This window comes from Acinetobacter sp. YH12218, from assembly GCF_013417925.1.
Classification (GTDB): Bacteria; Pseudomonadota; Gammaproteobacteria; order Pseudomonadales; family Moraxellaceae; genus Acinetobacter; species Acinetobacter amyesii.
In genome coordinates this window covers 33,690-53,109 of record NZ_VPDB01000003.1, presented here as the reverse complement: position 1 = coordinate 53,109, position 19,420 = coordinate 33,690, and the positions used below count along the sequence as shown (strand labels likewise).

Annotated in this window: 16 protein-coding genes and 1 pseudogene; 3 read left to right on the top strand and 14 right to left on the bottom strand. The window is 40.4% G+C overall.

Going from position 1 to position 19,420, the window contains the following annotated elements:
- Positions 1-55: 55 nt before the first annotated feature.
- The 6 genes from FTV03_RS01610 to FTV03_RS01585 all read right to left on the bottom strand — a co-directional run bounded on the left by FTV03_RS01610 (position 56) and on the right by FTV03_RS01585 (position 7,773).
- Positions 56-499: a DUF3887 domain-containing protein gene (locus tag FTV03_RS01610; RefSeq protein ID WP_180039637.1), complete on the bottom strand. Its 444-nt coding sequence runs from the start codon at positions 497-499 to the stop codon at positions 56-58.
- Positions 500-572: 73 nt separating this feature from the next.
- Positions 573-3,557, bottom strand: coding sequence for a DNA gyrase subunit A (gene gyrA, locus FTV03_RS01605; RefSeq protein ID WP_180039635.1), 2,985 nt, complete (start codon positions 3,555-3,557; stop codon positions 573-575).
- Between the two features lie 290 nt (positions 3,558-3,847).
- Positions 3,848-4,480 carry a hypothetical protein gene (locus tag FTV03_RS01600; RefSeq protein ID WP_180039633.1) on the bottom strand — a complete coding sequence of 211 codons (633 nt, stop codon included), beginning with the start codon at positions 4,478-4,480 and terminating at the stop codon, positions 3,848-3,850.
- A 456-nt stretch (positions 4,481-4,936) separates the two neighbouring features.
- The gene (locus FTV03_RS01595; protein ID WP_111883923.1) at positions 4,937-5,869 is read right to left on the bottom strand and encodes an FAD-binding protein; all 933 of its coding nucleotides are present in this window, start codon (positions 5,867-5,869) and stop codon (positions 4,937-4,939) included.
- A gap of 18 nt (positions 5,870-5,887) precedes the next feature.
- Entirely contained in the window at positions 5,888-6,640 is a 753-nt protein-coding gene (locus FTV03_RS01590) for an electron transfer flavoprotein subunit beta/FixA family protein (RefSeq protein ID WP_078192067.1), read from the bottom strand.
- A gap of 527 nt (positions 6,641-7,167) precedes the next feature.
- Positions 7,168-7,773 (bottom strand): LysE family translocator, encoded by a 606-nt coding sequence (locus tag FTV03_RS01585; protein ID WP_180039631.1) that lies wholly within the window; start codon positions 7,771-7,773, stop codon positions 7,168-7,170.
- A gap of 113 nt (positions 7,774-7,886) precedes the next feature.
- Between FTV03_RS01585 and FTV03_RS01580 the strand changes: the two genes are divergently transcribed.
- Entirely contained in the window at positions 7,887-8,381 is a 495-nt protein-coding gene (locus FTV03_RS01580) for an Lrp/AsnC family transcriptional regulator (protein ID WP_180039629.1), read from the top strand.
- 453 nt (positions 8,382-8,834) lie between these two features.
- Here the strand turns inward: FTV03_RS01580 and FTV03_RS01575 are convergent, their stop codons facing one another.
- The 7 genes from FTV03_RS01575 to FTV03_RS01545 all read right to left on the bottom strand — a co-directional run bounded on the left by FTV03_RS01575 (position 8,835) and on the right by FTV03_RS01545 (position 15,486).
- Positions 8,835-9,206, bottom strand: coding sequence for a hypothetical protein (locus FTV03_RS01575; RefSeq protein ID WP_168378267.1), 372 nt, complete (start codon positions 9,204-9,206; stop codon positions 8,835-8,837).
- 281 nt (positions 9,207-9,487) lie between these two features.
- Positions 9,488-10,411, bottom strand: coding sequence for a tyrosine recombinase XerC (locus FTV03_RS01570; RefSeq protein WP_180008330.1), 924 nt, complete (start codon positions 10,409-10,411; stop codon positions 9,488-9,490).
- Between the two features lie 71 nt (positions 10,412-10,482).
- Entirely contained in the window at positions 10,483-11,316 is an 834-nt protein-coding gene (locus FTV03_RS01565; protein WP_180039627.1) for an enhanced serine sensitivity protein SseB C-terminal domain-containing protein, read from the bottom strand.
- Between the two features lie 84 nt (positions 11,317-11,400).
- Complete coding sequence (gene dapF, locus FTV03_RS01560; protein ID WP_180039625.1) at positions 11,401-12,246, bottom strand: diaminopimelate epimerase; 846 nt, start codon at positions 12,244-12,246, stop codon at positions 11,401-11,403.
- A gap of 13 nt (positions 12,247-12,259) precedes the next feature.
- Positions 12,260-13,504, bottom strand: a complete 1,245-nt coding sequence (lysA, locus tag FTV03_RS01555) for a diaminopimelate decarboxylase (protein WP_180039623.1) — start codon at positions 13,502-13,504, stop codon at positions 12,260-12,262.
- Between the two features lie 24 nt (positions 13,505-13,528).
- The gene (locus FTV03_RS01550; RefSeq protein ID WP_373685129.1) at positions 13,529-13,738 is read right to left on the bottom strand and encodes a lipoprotein; all 210 of its coding nucleotides are present in this window, start codon (positions 13,736-13,738) and stop codon (positions 13,529-13,531) included.
- 344 nt (positions 13,739-14,082) lie between these two features.
- Positions 14,083-15,486: an amino acid permease gene (locus tag FTV03_RS01545; protein WP_180039619.1), complete on the bottom strand. Its 1,404-nt coding sequence runs from the start codon at positions 15,484-15,486 to the stop codon at positions 14,083-14,085.
- 332 nt (positions 15,487-15,818) lie between these two features.
- Between FTV03_RS01545 and FTV03_RS01540 the strand changes: the two genes are divergently transcribed.
- A complete protein-coding gene (locus FTV03_RS01540; RefSeq protein WP_180039618.1) occupies positions 15,819-17,180 on the top strand; it encodes a sodium:alanine symporter family protein in 1,362 nt (453 codons plus the stop codon).
- Between the two features lie 240 nt (positions 17,181-17,420).
- Here the strand turns inward: FTV03_RS01540 and FTV03_RS01535 are convergent.
- Positions 17,421-17,777: pseudogene (locus FTV03_RS01535) on the bottom strand (hypothetical protein); the annotation flags it as partial.
- 185 nt (positions 17,778-17,962) lie between these two features.
- Here FTV03_RS01535 and radA point away from each other — a divergent pair.
- Positions 17,963-19,351 carry a DNA repair protein RadA gene (radA, locus tag FTV03_RS01530; RefSeq protein WP_180003350.1) on the top strand — a complete coding sequence of 463 codons (1,389 nt, stop codon included), beginning with the start codon at positions 17,963-17,965 and terminating at the stop codon, positions 19,349-19,351.
- The last annotated feature ends 69 nt before the right edge of the window (positions 19,352-19,420 follow it).

The following is a 19,420-nucleotide window of genomic DNA, read 5'->3' as shown; positions in this document are numbered from 1 at the left end:
AAAAAGGACGCTTCGGCGTCCTTTTTTACAGCTTTGTTTTATTTTTTACCAAACTTTATTTATTTTTTTCACCAAACACTGAAATATTAAAATCTCGAATTTTGTTACTTCCTGCCGGCTTATCAAAACTTACATCATACTGTACAAGGTTTTTATTGGTATAACCGTACTCATAAGTGACCGTATATAAAGACGGTTTTTCAGTCGATTTTTCAATGTGCTTAGCCACAATATTTTTGCGTGAGTAATCTTGTTTCGGAATACCTCGTGCAAATTTACGCAGCTCTTTTTCATTCTGTTCAAACTTCGCTTTGAGTTCTGGTTCAAAGTAAGTGTACAGCTTTTCAAAATTGCCTTCACGTAATTGATCATAGGCAGCTTGGGCTACTTCAGTCTGTTCAACACTTGGGTCTGGTATTGCATTTAATGCTTTTTGGCCAATTTGGTCACAGCCGCCAAGCCCAATAAGTGAAGCCATTGCAAAATATTTTAATTTCATATTGTACTCATCAATCTAAAATTATCTGTCTATAAAAAAGGACGCCGTAGCGCCCTCTTTTCTCAATCTTCAATTAGTCTTCTTCAGGCTCATTGAGATCTGATTCATTGTCATTTTGATCAATAATCGTTGAGTCATCTACAAGTTGCTCAGTTTCGATTGCTTCCACTTCTTCAAAAGTTTCGTCTTCTTCAACTGCTTCGATCGCCACAACACCGACTAAAATTTCGCTTTCACCTAAACGGATCAAACGAACACCTTGAGCATTACGACCCGTTTGTGCCACTTCAGACGCACGTGTACGAACCAACGTACCGCCATCTGAAATTAACATCAGCTCTTTAGACGCATCAATCGCTACCGCACCAACAAGTTCACCGTTACGTTCAGATGTTTTGATTGCAATAACACCTTTACCGCCACGTTTCTTGGTTGGGAAGTCATCTACTGGTGTACGTTTACCATAACCATTAGCTGAAGCACAAAGTACTTCACCCGTTTCAGGAACAACCACCAATGACACAATACGGCTAATTAAAGCTGAATCAGAGGTATCTTCATCATCCGACTCTACATCCGCATCCTCAGCGTCTTCAGCTTGAGCTGCTGCACCAATGGTCACGCGCATACCACGAACACCTTTGGCAGAACGGCCCATTGAACGCACGTCAGTTTCTGCAAAACGAATGGCTTTACCTTCGTTTGAGAACAACATGATTTGTTGTTCGCCATCAGTAATAGCAACACCAATTAAGGTGTCATCACCATTGAGCTCAATCGCGCGTAGACCGTTTGAACGAACATTCGAGAATTGCTCTAACTCAACACGTTTAATCGTACCGTATTCTGTTGCCATAAATACGTAGAAGTTTTTACGAACGGCTTCCGCTTGCTGTGCAAAGTCATTGATGATTTCGTCATCAAGATCAGTCGTAGACAACTCTAGGCCCAATTGTTTCAACTGAATACGAAGTGCATCAGATAAATCATCTGCACCATCTTCAGTCTCGGCAAGTGCGGCTTCTAAGCCTACAAAATGACTGTTAATCACTTCATTGGTTTGTAGCTGTGCACTATTGGCTTTTACAAATGCTTTAAAGTCAGCCAAACGTTCTTTAAATTTCTTCGGCGCATCGACTACAGGTAAAATAGCGGTGATGGTTTCGTTTTCATCTAATGGTAATAAGTTCACCATTGGACGACCTTTCGCACCACGAGATGCTTGAGGCACTTCATACACTTTCAGACGATAAACTTTACCTACATTGGTAAAGCAAAGCACTGTTGCGTGGTTTGAAGTCACGATCAAATGCTGGATGTAATCGTCTTCTTTCATTGAAGTTGCAGACTTACCACGTCCACCACGACGCTGTGCAGCGTAGTCTGACAATGGTTGAGTTTTTGCATAGCCTGATTTAGAAACAGTCAGTACCATTTGCTCTTCAGGGATTAAATCTTCACGAGAGAAGTCGATACGTGATTCCACGATATCGGTACGACGTGCATCGCCATATTGTTGAAGGATTAAAGCCAATTCTTCTTTAATTACGTTCATCAATAAGTTGAAATCGTTCAAAATTGCCGTGTATTCAGCAATTTGACCAAGAATTTCTGTATATTCAGCTTGTAACTTGTCTTGTTCTAGACCGGTTAAGCGATGTAAACGAAGTTCTAAGATCGCACCCACTTGGGTTGGAGACAGACGATAAATAGCACCTGTTAAACCAAATGGGCGTGCTGGATCTTCGCCTTCAATTTCATCTGGACGGACAGATACCGCGCCTGCTTTTTCAAGCAATGCAACAACACCACCGCCTGCCCACTCGCCCGCTTGTAAACGTTCACGTGCTTCGCTAGGGTTTGCAGATGTTTTGATGGTTTCAATGATCGCATCGATATTTGCGAGTGCAACCGTCAAACCTTCTAAGATATGTCCACGTTCACGTGCTTTACGCAGTTCGAACATGGTACGACGTGTAACCACTTCCTGACGGTGACGGATAAACGCTGCAATAATATCTTTCAAGTTCATTAACTTAGGCTGACCATTATCGAGGCAGACCATGTTAATGCTGAATGAATTTTCTAATTGGGTATTTTGGAATAGGTTATTTACAATCACCTCAGCGTTTTCACCACGCTTCAAGTCAATTGCAATACGCATCCCTTCTTTATCTGATTCATCACGAAGTTCAGAAATACCTTCAAGTTTTTTCTCTTTGACCAACTCAGCAATACGCTCAATGGTTTTTGCTTTGTTAACTTGATAAGGAATTTCAGTGAAGACAATCGTGCTGCGGCCCGATTTTTGGTCTTCTTCAATGTGATATTTACCACGGATATGCAAACGGCCTTTACCAGTACGGTACGCATCGACAATGCCAGATTTACCATAAATGATGCCGCCTGTAGGGAAGTCTGGACCAGAAATGTGTTCCATTAACCCTTCAATGCTAATGTGCGGATCGTTAGCATAAGCAAGACATGCATTAATGACTTCTGTCATGTTATGCGGAGCCATGTTGGTTGCCATACCTACAGCAATACCAGCTACACCGTTAATCAACAAGTTAGGCACACGTGTTGGCATGACTTGTGGAATACGTTCAGAACCGTCGTAGTTGTCTTCCCACTCTACGGTATCTTTCTCAAGATCCGCTAAAAGTTCGTGAGTCAATTTACGCATACGAACTTCGGTATAACGCATTGCTGCTGCACTGTCACCATCGACAGAACCGAAGTTACCCTGACCATCAACCAATTGATAGCGTAAGCTGAAATCTTGAGCCATACGAACAATGGTTTCGTATACAGCTAAGTCACCATGTGGGTGATATTTACCGATGACGTCACCGACTACACGGGCAGACTTTTTGTAAGCTTTGTTGTAGTCATTGCCCAATTCGTGCATTGCAAAAAGCACACGACGGTGAACAGGTTTGAGACCATCTCGGACATCTGGCAACGCACGTGACACAATCACGCTCATTGCATAATCGAGATATGAGCTCTTCAGTTCATCCTCAATGGCAATCGGTCTAATTTCCGATACGCTCATGCATACTCCTTGTTATACAAGCAGAATTCTGCCCGCATTTATATATCGTAAATCTGTAAAAATTAGTTCAAAAAATACTGAACCAATATCAAAAATCAAGTCGGACAGTATAGCATAAAAACCCTGATTTTTGTGCCAATCATCTTGCACTAGAACCATGATTTTTTGTATTTATTTTAAGCATTTTGATTTTATTTGCTGTGAAAAAAACCTCTACGAATAGAGGTTATTTAATGTTCAAAATATTTCTTCTCGAAGCTTCAAATTTAGACCCATAAATGTGATAAAAATCACTCTTTATGATATTGCATGACCTCTAATTCTTGAGGCACATGATCCTGCTGCAACCATGGGTATGCTGTTAGAAACAAACCAAAAATAAGCGGAAATTCATAAACTTCTTCGATGAAATCTTTATAAGCCAAATCGTACAAAAATAAAAAACTAAGACTTCGACTATGCTCAACTGCATCAGAAATAAATAAGCCCAATATCACCAAGCCGAATGGCCAAATTGGCAAAGCCAAGGTTTTTAGTTTATGTACAATTTCTTGACGCAAATAAGGCGAAAACAGCATAAAGACGACTGGTGCAATCATGAATACCGAAATTAAACGAAAATACGGTTTAGGCACATCAGGAAAATAGTCACGCCCCCAACTAATACTGCGACCAAATAGCAACAACCACCATGCGACAGCCCACAACCAAAATTGTTTCTTTCCATCTTGCATTTCAAGTGGTCGAATATAGAAAAAAGTATAAATCGCAAAAAACAGCAATAACAATGCTTGGACCGATTCAACTGCTGTAACAGTCATTCCATCAAATAAAGGAAAAGAGATACTTTGTAAAACAGGAAAAAGTAAACAGCAGATCATCAGCACCAATACACTGATTGGTAACTGAAAATCAAATTTCAAAGGGAGACTCCGCCTAAAGGGCAAGTTCAATAAAAAAGCAATGTGAACACAAAATATACAATCCTTTAAGCTTGCTTTAAGTTTAAGATTCAAACTTGAAAGATAAATTTTTATTATTTTATTTTAAATCTTTGTATTTTTTATAATTTATTAATTTCCATCCCATTACCAAGCGATTGCGCCTGCTTACTTACCATTTAAGTTTTAACATACAAATAGCTTACACTACAGTAGTGTCTAATACCAATAATAAGAAACATCACATGAATGTTAAACTACTAAACTAAGAATCCCTACCCTCATAAGCATGAAACATCTAACTGCAATTTATATATGTACATTTACGTATAATTAATCGATTAAGCATGATCAAGAAGATCTACCAGACTATTCATTCCGCATAAAAAAACGCTCCTAAGCCATAAGCTTAGGAGCGCCTTGAACTGTGTTCAGAAATTAGATTTTAGATACTAATTCTGGAACTACAGTGTTCAAGTCACCTACTAACCAGTAATCAGCTACTGAGTTAATTGGCGCTTCTTCGTCTTTGTTGATCGCAACGATCACTTTAGATTCTTTCATACCTGCCAAGTGCTGAATCGCACCAGAGATACCTACAGCGATGTACAAGTCAGGAGCAACGATTTTACCTGTTTGACCCACTTGCATATCGTTTGGTACGAAACCAGCATCAACTGCTGCACGAGATGCGCCTTGCGCAGCACCAAGCTTGTCCGCTAATGGATCAAGTACAGTGTGATAGTTTTCACCTGAACCAACACCACGACCGCCTGAAACAACTATACGCGCAGCAGTTAATTCTGGACGTTCAGATTTCACGATTTCTTCAGAAACGAACTTAGAAATACCAGCATCACCAGTAGATGCAACAGCTTCAACTGCAGCAGAGCCGCCTTCGCTTGCAACAGCATCAAATGCAGTACCACGAACAGTCGCAACTACAACAGACTCGCCAGACTCTACAGTTGCAATCGCGTTGCCTGCATAGATTGGACGTTTGAAAGTTTTAGGACCTTCAACAGCAATGATGTCAGTGATCATGCTTACGTCAAGTAGCGCAGCAGCACGTGGAAGTACGTTTTTACCTGTTGTTGTTGAAGCAGCAAGGATGTGAGTGTAACCCGCACCGATAGAAGCAACTAATTTAGCAACGTTTTCAGCCAATTGGTTTGCATAAGCAGCGTCGTCAGCAAGCAATACTTTGCTTACACCAGCTACTTTAGCCGCTTGGTCAGCAACTGCTTGAGCGCCTGAACCAGCTACTAATACAGTGATATCACCACCGATTTTTTGCGCTGCAGCAACAACGTTAAGAGTTGCACCATTTAGTGCTTTGTTGTCGTGCTCAGCGATAACTAAAATACTCATGATTTTTATCCTTCTGTATTAGATCACTTTCGCTTCGTTTTTCAATTTATCTACAAGCTCGTCTACAGACTTCACTTGTACGCCCGCTTTACGTTCTGCAGGAGCTTCAACTTTAACAGTTTTAAGCTTAGTTGCAGGTGAAACGCCATAATCAGCAGGTGACTTAGTATCAAGCGGCTTTTTACGCGCTTTCATAATGTTTGGAAGAGCAGCATAACGTGGCTCATTCAAACGTAAGTCAGTTGTAATAATTGCTGGAAGTGCAAGTTCAACAGTTTGTAAACCACCATCGATTTCACGAGTCACTTGTACTTTATCGCCTTCAACTTTCACTTCAGAAGCGAAAGTACCTTGGCCAGCACCTAAAAGCGCGCCAAGCATCTGACCAACTTGGTTAGAGTCATCATCAATTGCTTGTTTACCAAGAAGGATCAATTGAGGTTGTTCAGCGTCTACAACACCTTTTAGGATTTTTGCAACTTCAAGTGCACCTAACTGGCTGTCGTCAGCTTCAACAAGGATACCGCGGTCTGCACCAAGCGCCATAGAAGAACGGATTTGTTCTTGAGCTTCTTTAGGACCAATAGAAACAACAACGATTTCTGAAACAGTTCCTTTTTCTTTTAAACGAACCGCTTCTTCCACTGCGATTTCACAGAACGGGTTAATTGACATTTTAACGTTCGTTAAGTCAACACCACTGTTGTCCGGCTTAACGCGAACTTTAACGTTGGCATCAACCACACGTTTTACAGCAACAAGAGCCTTCATGTAATCCTCGGCTGTTTTAGCAAATGTAAATGTTGAGAAAAGTTATATTAACTCTTCACTTTAAATTTTTTAGGTGCCCTATCTTGCAATGTGTACGGCATTTCGGTCAAGTCACAATTATCGAAAGACCTGTAAAAAAGCGTAATTTCCTTGAACTTATCGTTCACATTTTTTAAAGAATGGTTCAGTTATCCAAAAAAACGCATTATTCAGTTATTTTTTAAGCATTGATTTTTATTATTTTTTTACTTGATTTAGCTCATCAAAAGATCTGATTTAATATCAATTTTCGATCAATCTTTCTGAAATAGAGCTTTCCCTCTACACATTCGGCAACATATCTAAACTTGTCATTTAAGATAGAAGCATAATGAATTTAGCGCTAATTTCACTTTTCCGAAGCTAATTGGTGGGTTTTTCTCTCTTTCTTGTTCTTAATATGTGTCGATATTCAGCACATATAAAAAAACCTCCGCTTTCACGAAGGTTTTAGTTAAGGCATTTATTTCTATTTACATTTGCTGTTTTTAATTGGCAATTAACCATGTCGCAGCAAGAGCCAACAAACCACCTGATGTACCATCAACACACTGTTGTTTGCGTTCATCAATTTCAGTTTTTTGTGTAATACGTGCAAAGACCACACTTAAACTACAATACACCACAAAAATCAGCCCAATAAAAATGAAGGACAAAATCAAACCTTGACTCACGGTATTCGCTGATTTATCGATAAATTGCGGCAAAATTGCAAAATATATCAACATTCCTTTCGGGTTCAGTAAAGCCGTAAAAAAGCCTTTTTTAATCGGGTTGGACGCTGACTTTTTCTCAATACTTAATTTTTTACTGCTAAATACTGAACGCAGCAAATGCGTCGCCAAATATAAAAGATAAGCAATCCCCAACCAGCGGATTGTTTCAAACAGTAGTGGAAATGACACGATAATCGCAGCAATACCCAATGCCACTAAAATCGAGTGAACCAAATAACCTGAGCACACCCCCACTGTTGCCATCATGCCTGCTTTTGCATCCTTACCCATCACTTGTGACAGGATAAAAAGCATATCGGGTCCTGGTGTGAAAATAAGGGGAATTACCGTTAAGGCAAACAAAGCAAATACAGACATTTCAATTTTCCCTTTCTATGTCCTGAAAGTGAAATTAGTATGTTTGAATCGCTTTAAAATAGGATATCAAATATTCTATAATAGATATTATTTTTAGAATTATATTCTATTTTATGAAGACATCTTCTAAGTCAATTCTAGTTAAACTAGATCGTATTGATAAAAATATCATTCGCTCACTTCAAAATAATGGCCGCATGCAAAATAATGACTTAGCCAAGGAAATTGGACTCTCGCCTTCTTCTTGTTTACGTCGGGTCAAATTACTCGAAGAAGCAGGTGTGATTCAGAATTACACCACCGTGGTCGATCCACAAAAGATTGGCTTTCAATTGATTTTATTCTCTCGTATTTGGTTGACTGGGCAAGATGCTGAAACCATCGATACTTTTATCGAAGCGATGAAAGAACTTCCTCAAGTCATGGAGTGCTACATTATTTTGGGTGAGTGCGATGCAATGCTCAAAGTTGTAGTTCCTGACCTAGAAAGTTACCGTAAATTTCAGTCTACGCACTTAACCAAGAAAAATGGCATCACTAGTGTAAAGACTGATTTACCTAGCCAAATCATCAAACAAAGCTTCCAGTTACCGTTAGAAGATTTGTAACCAAACAATTGATCTGCCAACGAGCAACTCAAGCATTAGAAACGACGAGGCTGATACTACAAGAATGACCACGTAGTAACGCAGTTATTCACAGCCTCGAATGCAAAAACCTAGCTATGCGGTATTTCATTATATTTTAAGCAAAGAAAAATAATGATTTGCGGCAAATGAACGAACACAATCTAAGGAGCCTTTGAGCTTAATTTCTTAAACAAGAATACGACTGATTGGATTTACAGGCTCTCGCTATCAAAACTGAGCGAATTGATTACTAAGCAGCGAAACGGATTGGCATTTAGAAATTTTTGTTTAGGCAACTAAGCTATGCAAAGAAGATCAATACTCTAACGCGCTGCACAAAAGCAAATCAAGATGTCATGCTGTAAGTAATATAAGGGCTAAACATCCAAAACCAATGAAGATAGCCCATGAGTTGTTTATTTGACCAATGGTTTAGGCTGGCTGATTTTCCAAAAAGTCACGATGGATGTGGCTTAGGTCAATAAGTTCATACTTTGCCAAATCAAAAATACGCCAAATGGTGAGGGCATCTTCTTTACTGTCAAATTTAGCAGTTGCTTTATTGGTAAGCTGCCATTGTTTATCCGAAATCCAAATAAAGTATTGGCCCGTCGCCGCATTAAACGCCTGAACTTTTCCATCGGCATTAATCCCTTGTAGCTGCGCACCTTCAGGTAATACAGCTTCTATTTCAGGCAAACCAATTTCAACGAAGTGCTTGATTTGGCGTAAGCCGTATCCTGCAAAAATTTCTTTTTGCTGACCATTTAACTGGTCATATTTTTCTTGAATATCTGAAATCATGGTATGGCCTATATATTTTTTTAACGGTACAGCAATTTAGTAAATAGCGAATTTCACTTCGGCACTTACGTCAATTCAATAATGGACAATTTTTATACCCGATAATTTGAATTTTTATAATGCGACAATAGTTCAAAATGTCGGTCAATTTTACCAATATTTTTTCACATCCTTATTTAATTTTCATGAAGTAGACCACTTTAGGATGCAAAATGTGAAATCTAGCCTGTGAATTTAAGCAAAATTTAGACCACTGAGTACCAAAGTCGTTTTTGCAATTGTTACGAATCTTTATGCTGTGCCCTTGGATGGGCCTGATCATAAACTTGTGCCAATCGATCAAAATCCACATGGGTATAAATTTGTGTAGTGGTTAAATTACTATGCCCCAACATTTCTTGTACAGCACGCAAGTCACCACTATTGGACAACATATGGCTAGCGAAGCAATGACGCAATAAGTGTGGATGTAAATCGACATTTACACCTGCACGTTGAGCTTGAAATTTAACTCGATTTTCTATTTGTCTTACCCCGAGTGGATTACCTTTTTGAGTGATAAAAACTTGGGCTTCTGGGACAAAATCACCATGCCATGCAGGATATAATTGCAACCAATGCATCACAGCCTCTTTTGCTTTAGAACCAAAAGGTACAATGCGTGTTTTATTGCCTTTACCCGTAATACGTAACAGTTGGCGATTAAAATCAATATCTCGAATGGTTAAGCCCTGCACTTCTGCCAAACGTAAACCACTTGAATATAGCAGCTCCAAAATCGCTTTATCACGTATCCAAAGCTGCCGTTGAGTTTCACTTTCTGGCTCAGGCTGTTCCATGATTTGTTTAATGGTTTCAATATCGACCAATCCTGGTAAAGGACGTGATTGGCGTTTGAGCTGAAAATCATCTGCGGGGTTGAAACTAAGATAATCCCCTTGTTCTGCCCATTTCATAAATTGGCGAATCGAAGATAACATGCGCTGCAAACTACTTGGACTGAGCTGAAACTGTTCCACTTTATGAGCAACAAATTCACGCAGATCTGACTTTTCAACATCATGCAGTGGCAAGTTGCGTATTGTACAAAATTGGAGAAAATCACTGACATCACGCTCATACGCTTGCAATGTATGTTTAGACTGATTTTGAATTTCACGTTCCTTCAACCACATAGTCAGTAGTTGACTCTGATCCATCGTCATCTGTCTTCTCCCATTTCAACATGTGCTTTAGCGTTGCAGTACGTTCACTAAAGCGATTTTACATATCTATTTTATGAAAAGAGTCTAGCAAAGAACCCCTTAGGCTTACCATCAACACGTTGGTAAAAAGCTTGCGTTTCATTAAGCAAATACCCTTCTACACCATCCACACTGTGCGTATTGACATGGATTAAATCCACTGGGCATTGCTCTTTTAAACTATCCTGTGTGATACGACCAATTTTACTGTGCAATTCTTGAATTTGTTGTTCAGATAATCCTGCTTCTAAATCTAATCCGATCAACAAAGTCGGTGAATCATCTCGAGCTTGATTCAGCATTTGCGCTAAATAAGCAGCTTTTACCACACGCTCTGTGCCGAAAAAAATGCTTAATTGATCAATCATAAACTGCGGATATTCCGCCGGCTGACCAATTAAAACTTCCGTATCTTCCGTAACTTCATAGTTTTCTGAGGGCTGAATATACTGCCCGTTCAGCAAATGTTGAATTTCTTCTGGTACAAAGTCCTTCGTCGCATCAGGTGATTGTGGATTCAATACAAGCCTTGCTCCTAAAGTCATTTCAAATAATGCCTTGGTTGGTAGCCGGATATACGACTCCTCTTCAGATATTGCTAAACGCATTTTTTCCAAGGACGTAAAAAATGGAATGACGCAATCATATGTTTCATCTTCCCATGATTTCAATTGAATACGGTCGCCTTCATCCAAGATCAAATCTTCGGCAATACGTGAATCACGTCCCCCTGTTGTTCCCACACAATACACTTTGGCTGCCAATAACTGAGCTAAAAATTCTGGGCGATACGCGGGTTCATGTAAGGCTTTATGAAAAAGTTGCTCTAAGATTTCTTCTTTTATTTCTTCGTTTATTTGTTCCATGTTGACTCCAATCCCATTGAATTATAAATTTTTATTCACTTTTTATTTTGTGAAAAAAGCCCTGAATGAATCAGGGCTTGGAGTTTAACCTTGGAAGTAACTTAAGTCTAAGCGTCCTTCGTAAACTGTTGCGGTTGGTCCGGTCATCCAGACCACACCACCTTCTTGCCACTCAATTTGCAGCTTACCACCTGCCAACTCTATTTCGACCGAATTGGCTAATAAACCACGACGCATACCTGATACTGCCGCTGCACAAGCACCTGTACCACAGGCCATCGTTTCACCGACACCACGTTCAAATACACGTAAGCGTGCATGTTTCTCATCCACAATTTGCATAAAACCAGCATTTACACGCTGTGGAAAACGCTCATGCGATTCGACTTGTGGACCAATTTTAGCGACGTCTGCAGTAATGACATCAGGAACGATCGTCACTGCATGCGGATTACCCATACTCACTACATCAATGGTGAGCTGTTCATTATTCGCCAATGTAATGTCGTATAAGTTTTCAGGCTCTTCCGCAATAAATGGAATTTCATGCGGCAAAAAGCGTGGATAACCCATATTGACGCGCACCCAACCATTTACACCTAATTCAGGCTCTACGATACCTGACTTGGTTTGTACTTTGATTTTGGTTTTGCTGGTCAACTTACGTTCATGCACAAAGCGCGCAAAACAACGTACGCCATTTCCGCATTGTTCAACTTCCGAACCATCTGCATTAAAAATACGATATTTAAAATCGACATTGGGTAAATCAGGTGGTTCTACAATCAAAAGCTGATCAAAACCAATACCAAAATGACGGTCGGCCAAACGCTGAATCGTCACTGTATCTAAATAAGCCCGTTGGCTAATCAGATCGACCACCATAAAGTCATTGCCAAGGCCATGCATTTTGGTAAATTCTAATAACATCTCGAATTTCTCCTTAAGGCAATAAACGTTCACGTTCCCATAATGATTCGATGGTTTCACGCTCACGAATCAAATGAGACTGATCACCGTCAACCATTACTTCAGCAGCACGTCCGCGGCTGTTGTAGTTTGAACTCATGACAAAACCATAAGCACCTGCACCCAATACTGCAAGCACGTCATTTTCTTGAATCGCCAACTGACGTTGCTTTCCTAGGAAATCGCCAGTTTCGCAAATCGCGCCAACAACATCCCAGTCTTTCTTTTCTGTATCAGTACGAGGCGTTACTTCCTGAATATCCATCCATGCTTCATATAAAGCAGGTCGGATTAAGTCGTTCATAGCAGCATCAATAATGGCAAAATTACGATGATTGGTCGGTTTGAGTAAATCAACTTTAGTTAACAACACACCTGCATTTGCAGAAATACTACGCCCCGGTTCCATATACACCTTAAGCCCTAATTTTTCTAATGCCGGACGCATTGCCTGAGCATATTCTTCAACGGTTGGCGGAACTTCGTCTTTGTACGTTACGCCTAAACCACCACCAATATCGATGTGTTTTAGATGAATACCCATCTCTTTCAGTTGATTGATCATCACAATGACACGATCAAGTGCATCAACAAAAGGCTGAGTTTCAGTCAACTGTGAGCCGATATGACAATCAATCCCGATAATCTCAAGATTAGGCAACGACGCTGCATATGCATAGGTGTCAAAAACACTGTCTGAAGGAATGCCGAATTTATTTTCTTTTAAACCCGTAGAGATATAAGGATGGGTTTTAGCATCCACATCTGGATTTACACGCAATGAAATCGGTGCTTTCTTACCCATTGCCGCAGCAACTTTTTGGATTCGATCCAACTCTGCATGTGATTCAACGTTAAAACATGCAATACCCACGTCCAACGCTTTTTGAATATCAGCTTCAGTTTTACCCAAACCAGAGAATACAATTTTAGAAGCTTCACCACCGGCTTTTAATACACGTGCGAGTTCACCACCCGTCACGATATCAAAACCAGCACCCTGCTTGGCAAGTACGTTTAACACCGCAAGATTAGAGTTTGACTTTACCGCAAAACAAATTTGATGGTCGATAAAGCTAAATGCACGATCCATATCTGAATAATGCTTTTCAAAAATAGCTTTTGAATAAACATAAAGCGGTGTGCCATATTGCTGTGCAAGCTGTTGTAAAGAACATTGCTCTGCATGCAATACCCCATTCGTACGGGTGAAACTCATGAAAGTATCCTTTCTATAAAAGCATTAAGGTGTAGGGTTAGAATTTGAAGATTCCGACTCAGTTGTAACAGGAGCCGCTTGTTTTTCCTGCTTTTGCTGTGCAGGCGTATCTGGATAAATCAGATATTTTGCGCGTTTATCTGCATTTGCATCAGAAGGTAAATGCAATGCACCAGACTGACCACAAGCTGTCAACAGTACAGCACTTGCTAATACAATAATTTTATAATTCATAAAACGATACATAAACGTACCTAATGAAAAGATTTTTCCGAGTATAACGTGATCAACCCGCGGATAAAAGAAAAGCCCTGTAATTCCAAGTGAGCTTTTTGCCATTCTGCACTAAATTTAAGCAAAATTTGATGGTGCTGTTTTCAACCCTTATTTGTCTTTATTTCTAGCTCGATCAGGCTATTGATTTCTCTGAAATAGCTTATCAATTTGAATGCTGTTTAATACAAATCGAAACGCTAATAAACAGTCTGTTTTAACTTAAAATAAGTCCATATCCAAATAAAAAAGCTGCCCCCTCAGGAGCAGCTTTTTATGTTTTTACATCAGATCAAAAATGTAAATTAATGGTGCTTTTTCTTATAAAAACCGAAATAGCCAATAATCAATATGATGAACCAAATCGGGCTCACCATGAGCGCTTTCATGGTATCTGCTTCTAATGACAAAACATAAATCATGCCGATGAAGAAGATAATCACGAGCCAGCAAGTATATAAGCCGCCCGGCAATTTAAAGGTTGATTTCGCATGCAGCTCAGGACGAGTTTTATAGTAAACGATATAGCTCCAGATAATCATGAGCCATACGCAGATAAATAAAATCGTCGAAAGTGTGGTTGCTAAAGTGAAGGCTTCAACCGTGTTCGGAACGAAATACTGTAATGCCGCACCCAACAGTAAACATACTGCAGAGAAATACAGTGCATTTGCAGGAACTGCACGTGAGTTTAGACGACCAAACGCTTTTGGACCTTGCTCTTCACGAGATAAACCAAACAACATACGTGAAGTCGAGAACACACCACTATTCATAGATGACATGACCGATGACAACACCACCAAGTTCATGATAATCGCAGCAGCAGCAATACCGGCTTGGCTAAACAAGTTCACGAATGGTGAAATGCTCGGATCAATGGTATTCCAAGGTGTTACTGACATTACAATCACAAGTGCCAGCACATAGAAAATAATGATACGAATCGGAATCGAGTTCACAGCTTTAGGCAAGTTGTGCTCTGGATCTTTGGTTTCTGCAGCCGTAGTACCAACGAGTTCTACGCCGACAAAGGCAAAAATAGCGATCTGGAAACCTGCCAAGAAGCCGGTTACACCTGTTGGGAATAGACCACCATGCGACCATAAATGTGTGAATGATGCGATTTCACCTGTCGATGAGGTAAAACCGGTAAAGATCATCCAAAGACCGACACCAATGAGCACCACGATTGCAATAATCTTAATCAATGCAAACCAAAACTCTAATTCACCAAAAAGTTTAACCGTAACAAGGTTCAAACCCATGATAAAGACAATGGCGGCAACACTGATCATCACCCCTTCTTCGGGCGAGAATGGGTTACCTCCATTAAAGAATTGCAGGTAATAAATAATGGCCGATAAATCTGCAATCCCTATAGTGATCCAGCACAGCCAATAGGTCCAACCCACAAAATAACCTGCCCACGGGCCGATTAAGTCGGTTGCAAAATCGATAAAAGATTTATATTCAAGATTTGATAGTAATAACTCGCCTAATGCACGCATGACGAGGAAAACCATAAAACCAATAATCATATAGATAATAAGGATGGACGGACCAGCTAAACTGATGGTCTTTCCTGACCCCATAAATAAACCTGTACCAATCGCACCACCAATCGCAATCAATTGCAGGTGTCGATTGGACAAGCTTCGTTTCAAATCGCCGCTATCAGCGTGCGATCCATGAATTTCATTTGACATTATTTAATTCAACTTCGCGTTCCAATTGCGACAAATTAACGTAAAAATTTCAGAAAATACAAAATTATTTTTCATCATCTATATTTTCGGATTAAGTGACAAAGTTAATTTATTTTTCTTATATATAAAAATCTTAGCGCCAGTTCACATTTTAAAGCGACCAATAAAACAACAATTTACTTGTAATAACTTAAATTTTATGCAAAAAATATTTTACCAACGATAAAAAATTATGCCAAAAATCATGGAAGTTTCTAACAATGGCATATCAATTGCTACAGATATCAAAAATGTAGCATTCACTCACTCTGGGCCGATAAGAAGAAGATACTATGCAAGAAATTCAAAATATCATGGAAACACTCAGTGGATGGGTCTGGGGCCCATACATGTTGGTCCTCATTGTCGGAACAGGTGTATTCCTCACCTTCCGATTACTTTTCTGGCAATTTCGCATGTTGCCTTTCGCATTCAAACAAGTCTTTGGCAAACATCCTAAAGTAGATCATCATGATGGGGACATTTCTCATTTCGCCGCACTCATGACTGCACTTTCTGCCACCATTGGTACAGGTAATATTGCTGGTGTAGCCACCGCTTGTGTACTCGGTGGACCAGGCGCAGTGTTTTGGATGTGGATGACCGCACTCTTTGGTATGGCAACCAAATATGGTGAAGGTGTACTCGCTGTAAAGTTTCGTCATAAAAATGAAAATGGTGAAATGAACGGTGGTCCGATGTATTACATCGAACGTGGACTTGGGCCTAAGTGGAAATGGTTGGCAGTGGTATTTGCCCTATTTGGTACTTTGGCATCCTTTGGTATTGGTAGTTCAGTACAGTCCAATACTGTCGCGCTTGCTGTGGAAAATAGCTTAGGGATCAGCACACTCACCACGGCTATTGTCATCACCATATTCTCTGCCCTCGTTATTTTAGGCGGCATCAAATCCATTTCTAAAGCCTCTTCATTTATTGTTCCAATTATGGCGGTAGGTTATGTATTGGGTGGCTTAATGATTATTTTCAACAACCTTGAATTAGTTGTGCCTGCACTAAAAATGATCTTTAGCTATGCATTTACGGGCGAAGCTGCTGCAGGTGGTGCGATTGGTGCTGCGATTCGTTATGGTGTAGCACGTGGTGTATTCTCTAACGAAGCAGGCATGGGCTCTGCACCTATTGCCGCTGCGGCCGCAAAAACTGACCATCCAGCACGTCAAGGTCTTGTCTCTATGACAGGTACGTTCTTAGACACCATCATTGTTTGCTCAATTACAGGTATCGTACTTGTGATGGGCTTCATCATGGCGGGACAAAGCTTTGGTGATCAAACTGGTGCTGTATTGACGATTAGTGTTTTTGACAAACTACTTCCGGGCTTCGGTGGTTGGGTCGTAACTTTCGGTATTATTTTCTTCGCTTATTCAACCATTCTGGGTTGGAGCTATTATGGTGAAAAATGCTGTACATACCTCTTAGGTGAAAAGTCAGTACTGATTTATCGCTTAATTTACATCGCATCAGTCTTTGTCGGCTGTGTCGTAACACTCGATCTCGTTTGGTTATTTGCCGATACCTTTAACGGTTTGATGGCTGCACCAAACTGTATTGCACTGTTATTGCTCTCAGGCATCATTGTAAAAGAATCGAAAGATTTTATTGAACGTCGTAAATCAGGTGAATTGTACTAATCCCCTGCTAAACAAAAAGCCACGTGAATTCACGTGGCTTTTTTATTCGGACTGAAAATCGATATTTACTTATTGAATCGTACCAATTTGACCATCATCAAATTTGTCGTTTTTCGTCTTGCTTTCATTGGCCGCTTCATCTTTTGGATCTGATTCAGCATCTTCAATAAAGCCTTCACCAAATTGGTCACCAAACTCATTTTCAGCATATTCAGAATCTACAGCACTGGCTTCCATCAGATCAGCTTCGATTTCTAGGGCAATTTCCAAGGATAAAGAAAAGAACAATACCCCCTGAATTTTCATGTTCCCTTGTTCATCTTCAAGGTATTCACTGAGAGTTTTATATGCAGGGCTGCTTTCATCAAAAGGTACGTCAAGGTATAAATCACCTGTATAGCTATCGATCAAAGACTCACCTTCTAGCCCCATACAAGGGAAATAGTCGAGATTTTGCAGGTCAAACCAGTGCATAACGTCATTACGTACCGTATTTTTCTCAGGATGTTGATGATCATATTCTTCAAAATGCACAAATAACACATCACGATTTTTTTCACGTGCAATGGCATCGATATGTCGTAATAGTTCAGTCATGTGGTGACCCATTTCAAAAAATATAATGCGCTATTATAAAGTGCTTACTATATAAAAGTGCAGCTATTGAAAATAAAACGACATCAATTGACCTTCAACAGTCATTTCATGCGATAAAAACTTGGTTTTTCGATGTATTCACCGCTATGCTGTGACTCAATTTGAGTTTGTGCACAGTAAATATTATGGCGAAAGCAAAAAGTGTCTATCGATGTGAACAATGTGGTGCTGATCATCCCAAATGGGCCGGTCAATGTACCGAATGTGGTGAATGGAATTCATTAGTCGAAGTCAATATTGCACCCGCCGTTACACACCGTGCACAGCCTAAAATGGGCGGTGGCTATGCAGGTCAAGCCGCTGCTGTGACCACCTTAAATCAAGTTTCTGTTTCGCATGAAACCCGAATGGCAACAGGTATTGGTGAATTTGACCGTGTACTCGGTGGTGGACTGGTCACAGGTTCAGTTGTGCTGATTGGTGGTGACCCCGGCATTGGTAAATCCACTATTTTGCTACAAACCGCAACCTATATGGCGGCGAGTAAAAGTTCTGCCTTATATGTCACAGGTGAGGAATCTTTGTCTCAGGTGGCGCTACGTGCCCAGCGCCTAGATTTGCCGACCGATCAACTTAAAGTCATGGCAGAAACCTGTGTCGAGCGTATTTGCGAAGTATTGGCACATGAACGCCCTGCCGTGGCCATTTTAGATTCGATCCAAACCCTATACACCGAAACACTCCAGTCTGCGCCGGGCGGTGTTTCCCAAATTCGTGAATCGGCTGCACTCCTGACCCGCTTTGCCAAAAATAGTGGCACTGCACTGTTTATTGTCGGTCACGTAACAAAAGAAGGTTCTTTGGCCGGCCCTCGCGTGCTTGAGCACATGGTCGATTGTGTTTTGTATTTTGAAGGTCAGTCTGACTCTCGCTTCCGTATGATTCGGGCGGTGAAAAACCGTTTTGGTGCAGTCAACGAGCTTGGTGTATTTGGCATGACTGATAAAGGACTGCGCGAGGTATCAAACCCATCCGCTATTTTCCTGAGTCGTTATGATGAAGCCATTCCGGGTTCCATTGTCATGATTAGCCGTGAAGGTACACGTCCACTTTTGGTTGAAGTTCAAGCTTTGGTAGATGATGCGCACGGACAACCTCGGCGCGTGGCCTTAGGTTTAGAACAAAACCGTTTAAACATGCTTTTAGCGGTTATGCACCGTCATGGTGGCGTACAAACTGCAGGACAAGATGTCTATGTCAATGTCGTCGGTGGTTTAAAAATCACAGAAACAGGTTCTGACCTTGCGGTACTTTTAGCCTGCGCCTCTAGCTTAAGAGCTAAAGCCCTGCCACAGCATTTGGCGGTATTTGGCGAAGTTGGACTTTCAGGCGAAATCCGCCCTGTACCCAATGGACAAGAACGACTCAAAGAAGCCATTAAGCATGGCTTCAAAACCATTATTTTACCGCGTGGGAATGCACCGCAAAAACCAATTTCAGGTGTAGAGATTATTTCTGTCGCACGTTTACATGAGGCATTGAGTCAGGCAATTACGCTGACCGATGAGTCTTAGTCACGTTGAATAGTTTATTTTGAATGAATTTTCAATTTTTTACCGATGTTCTATTGAAATTCAGTACAA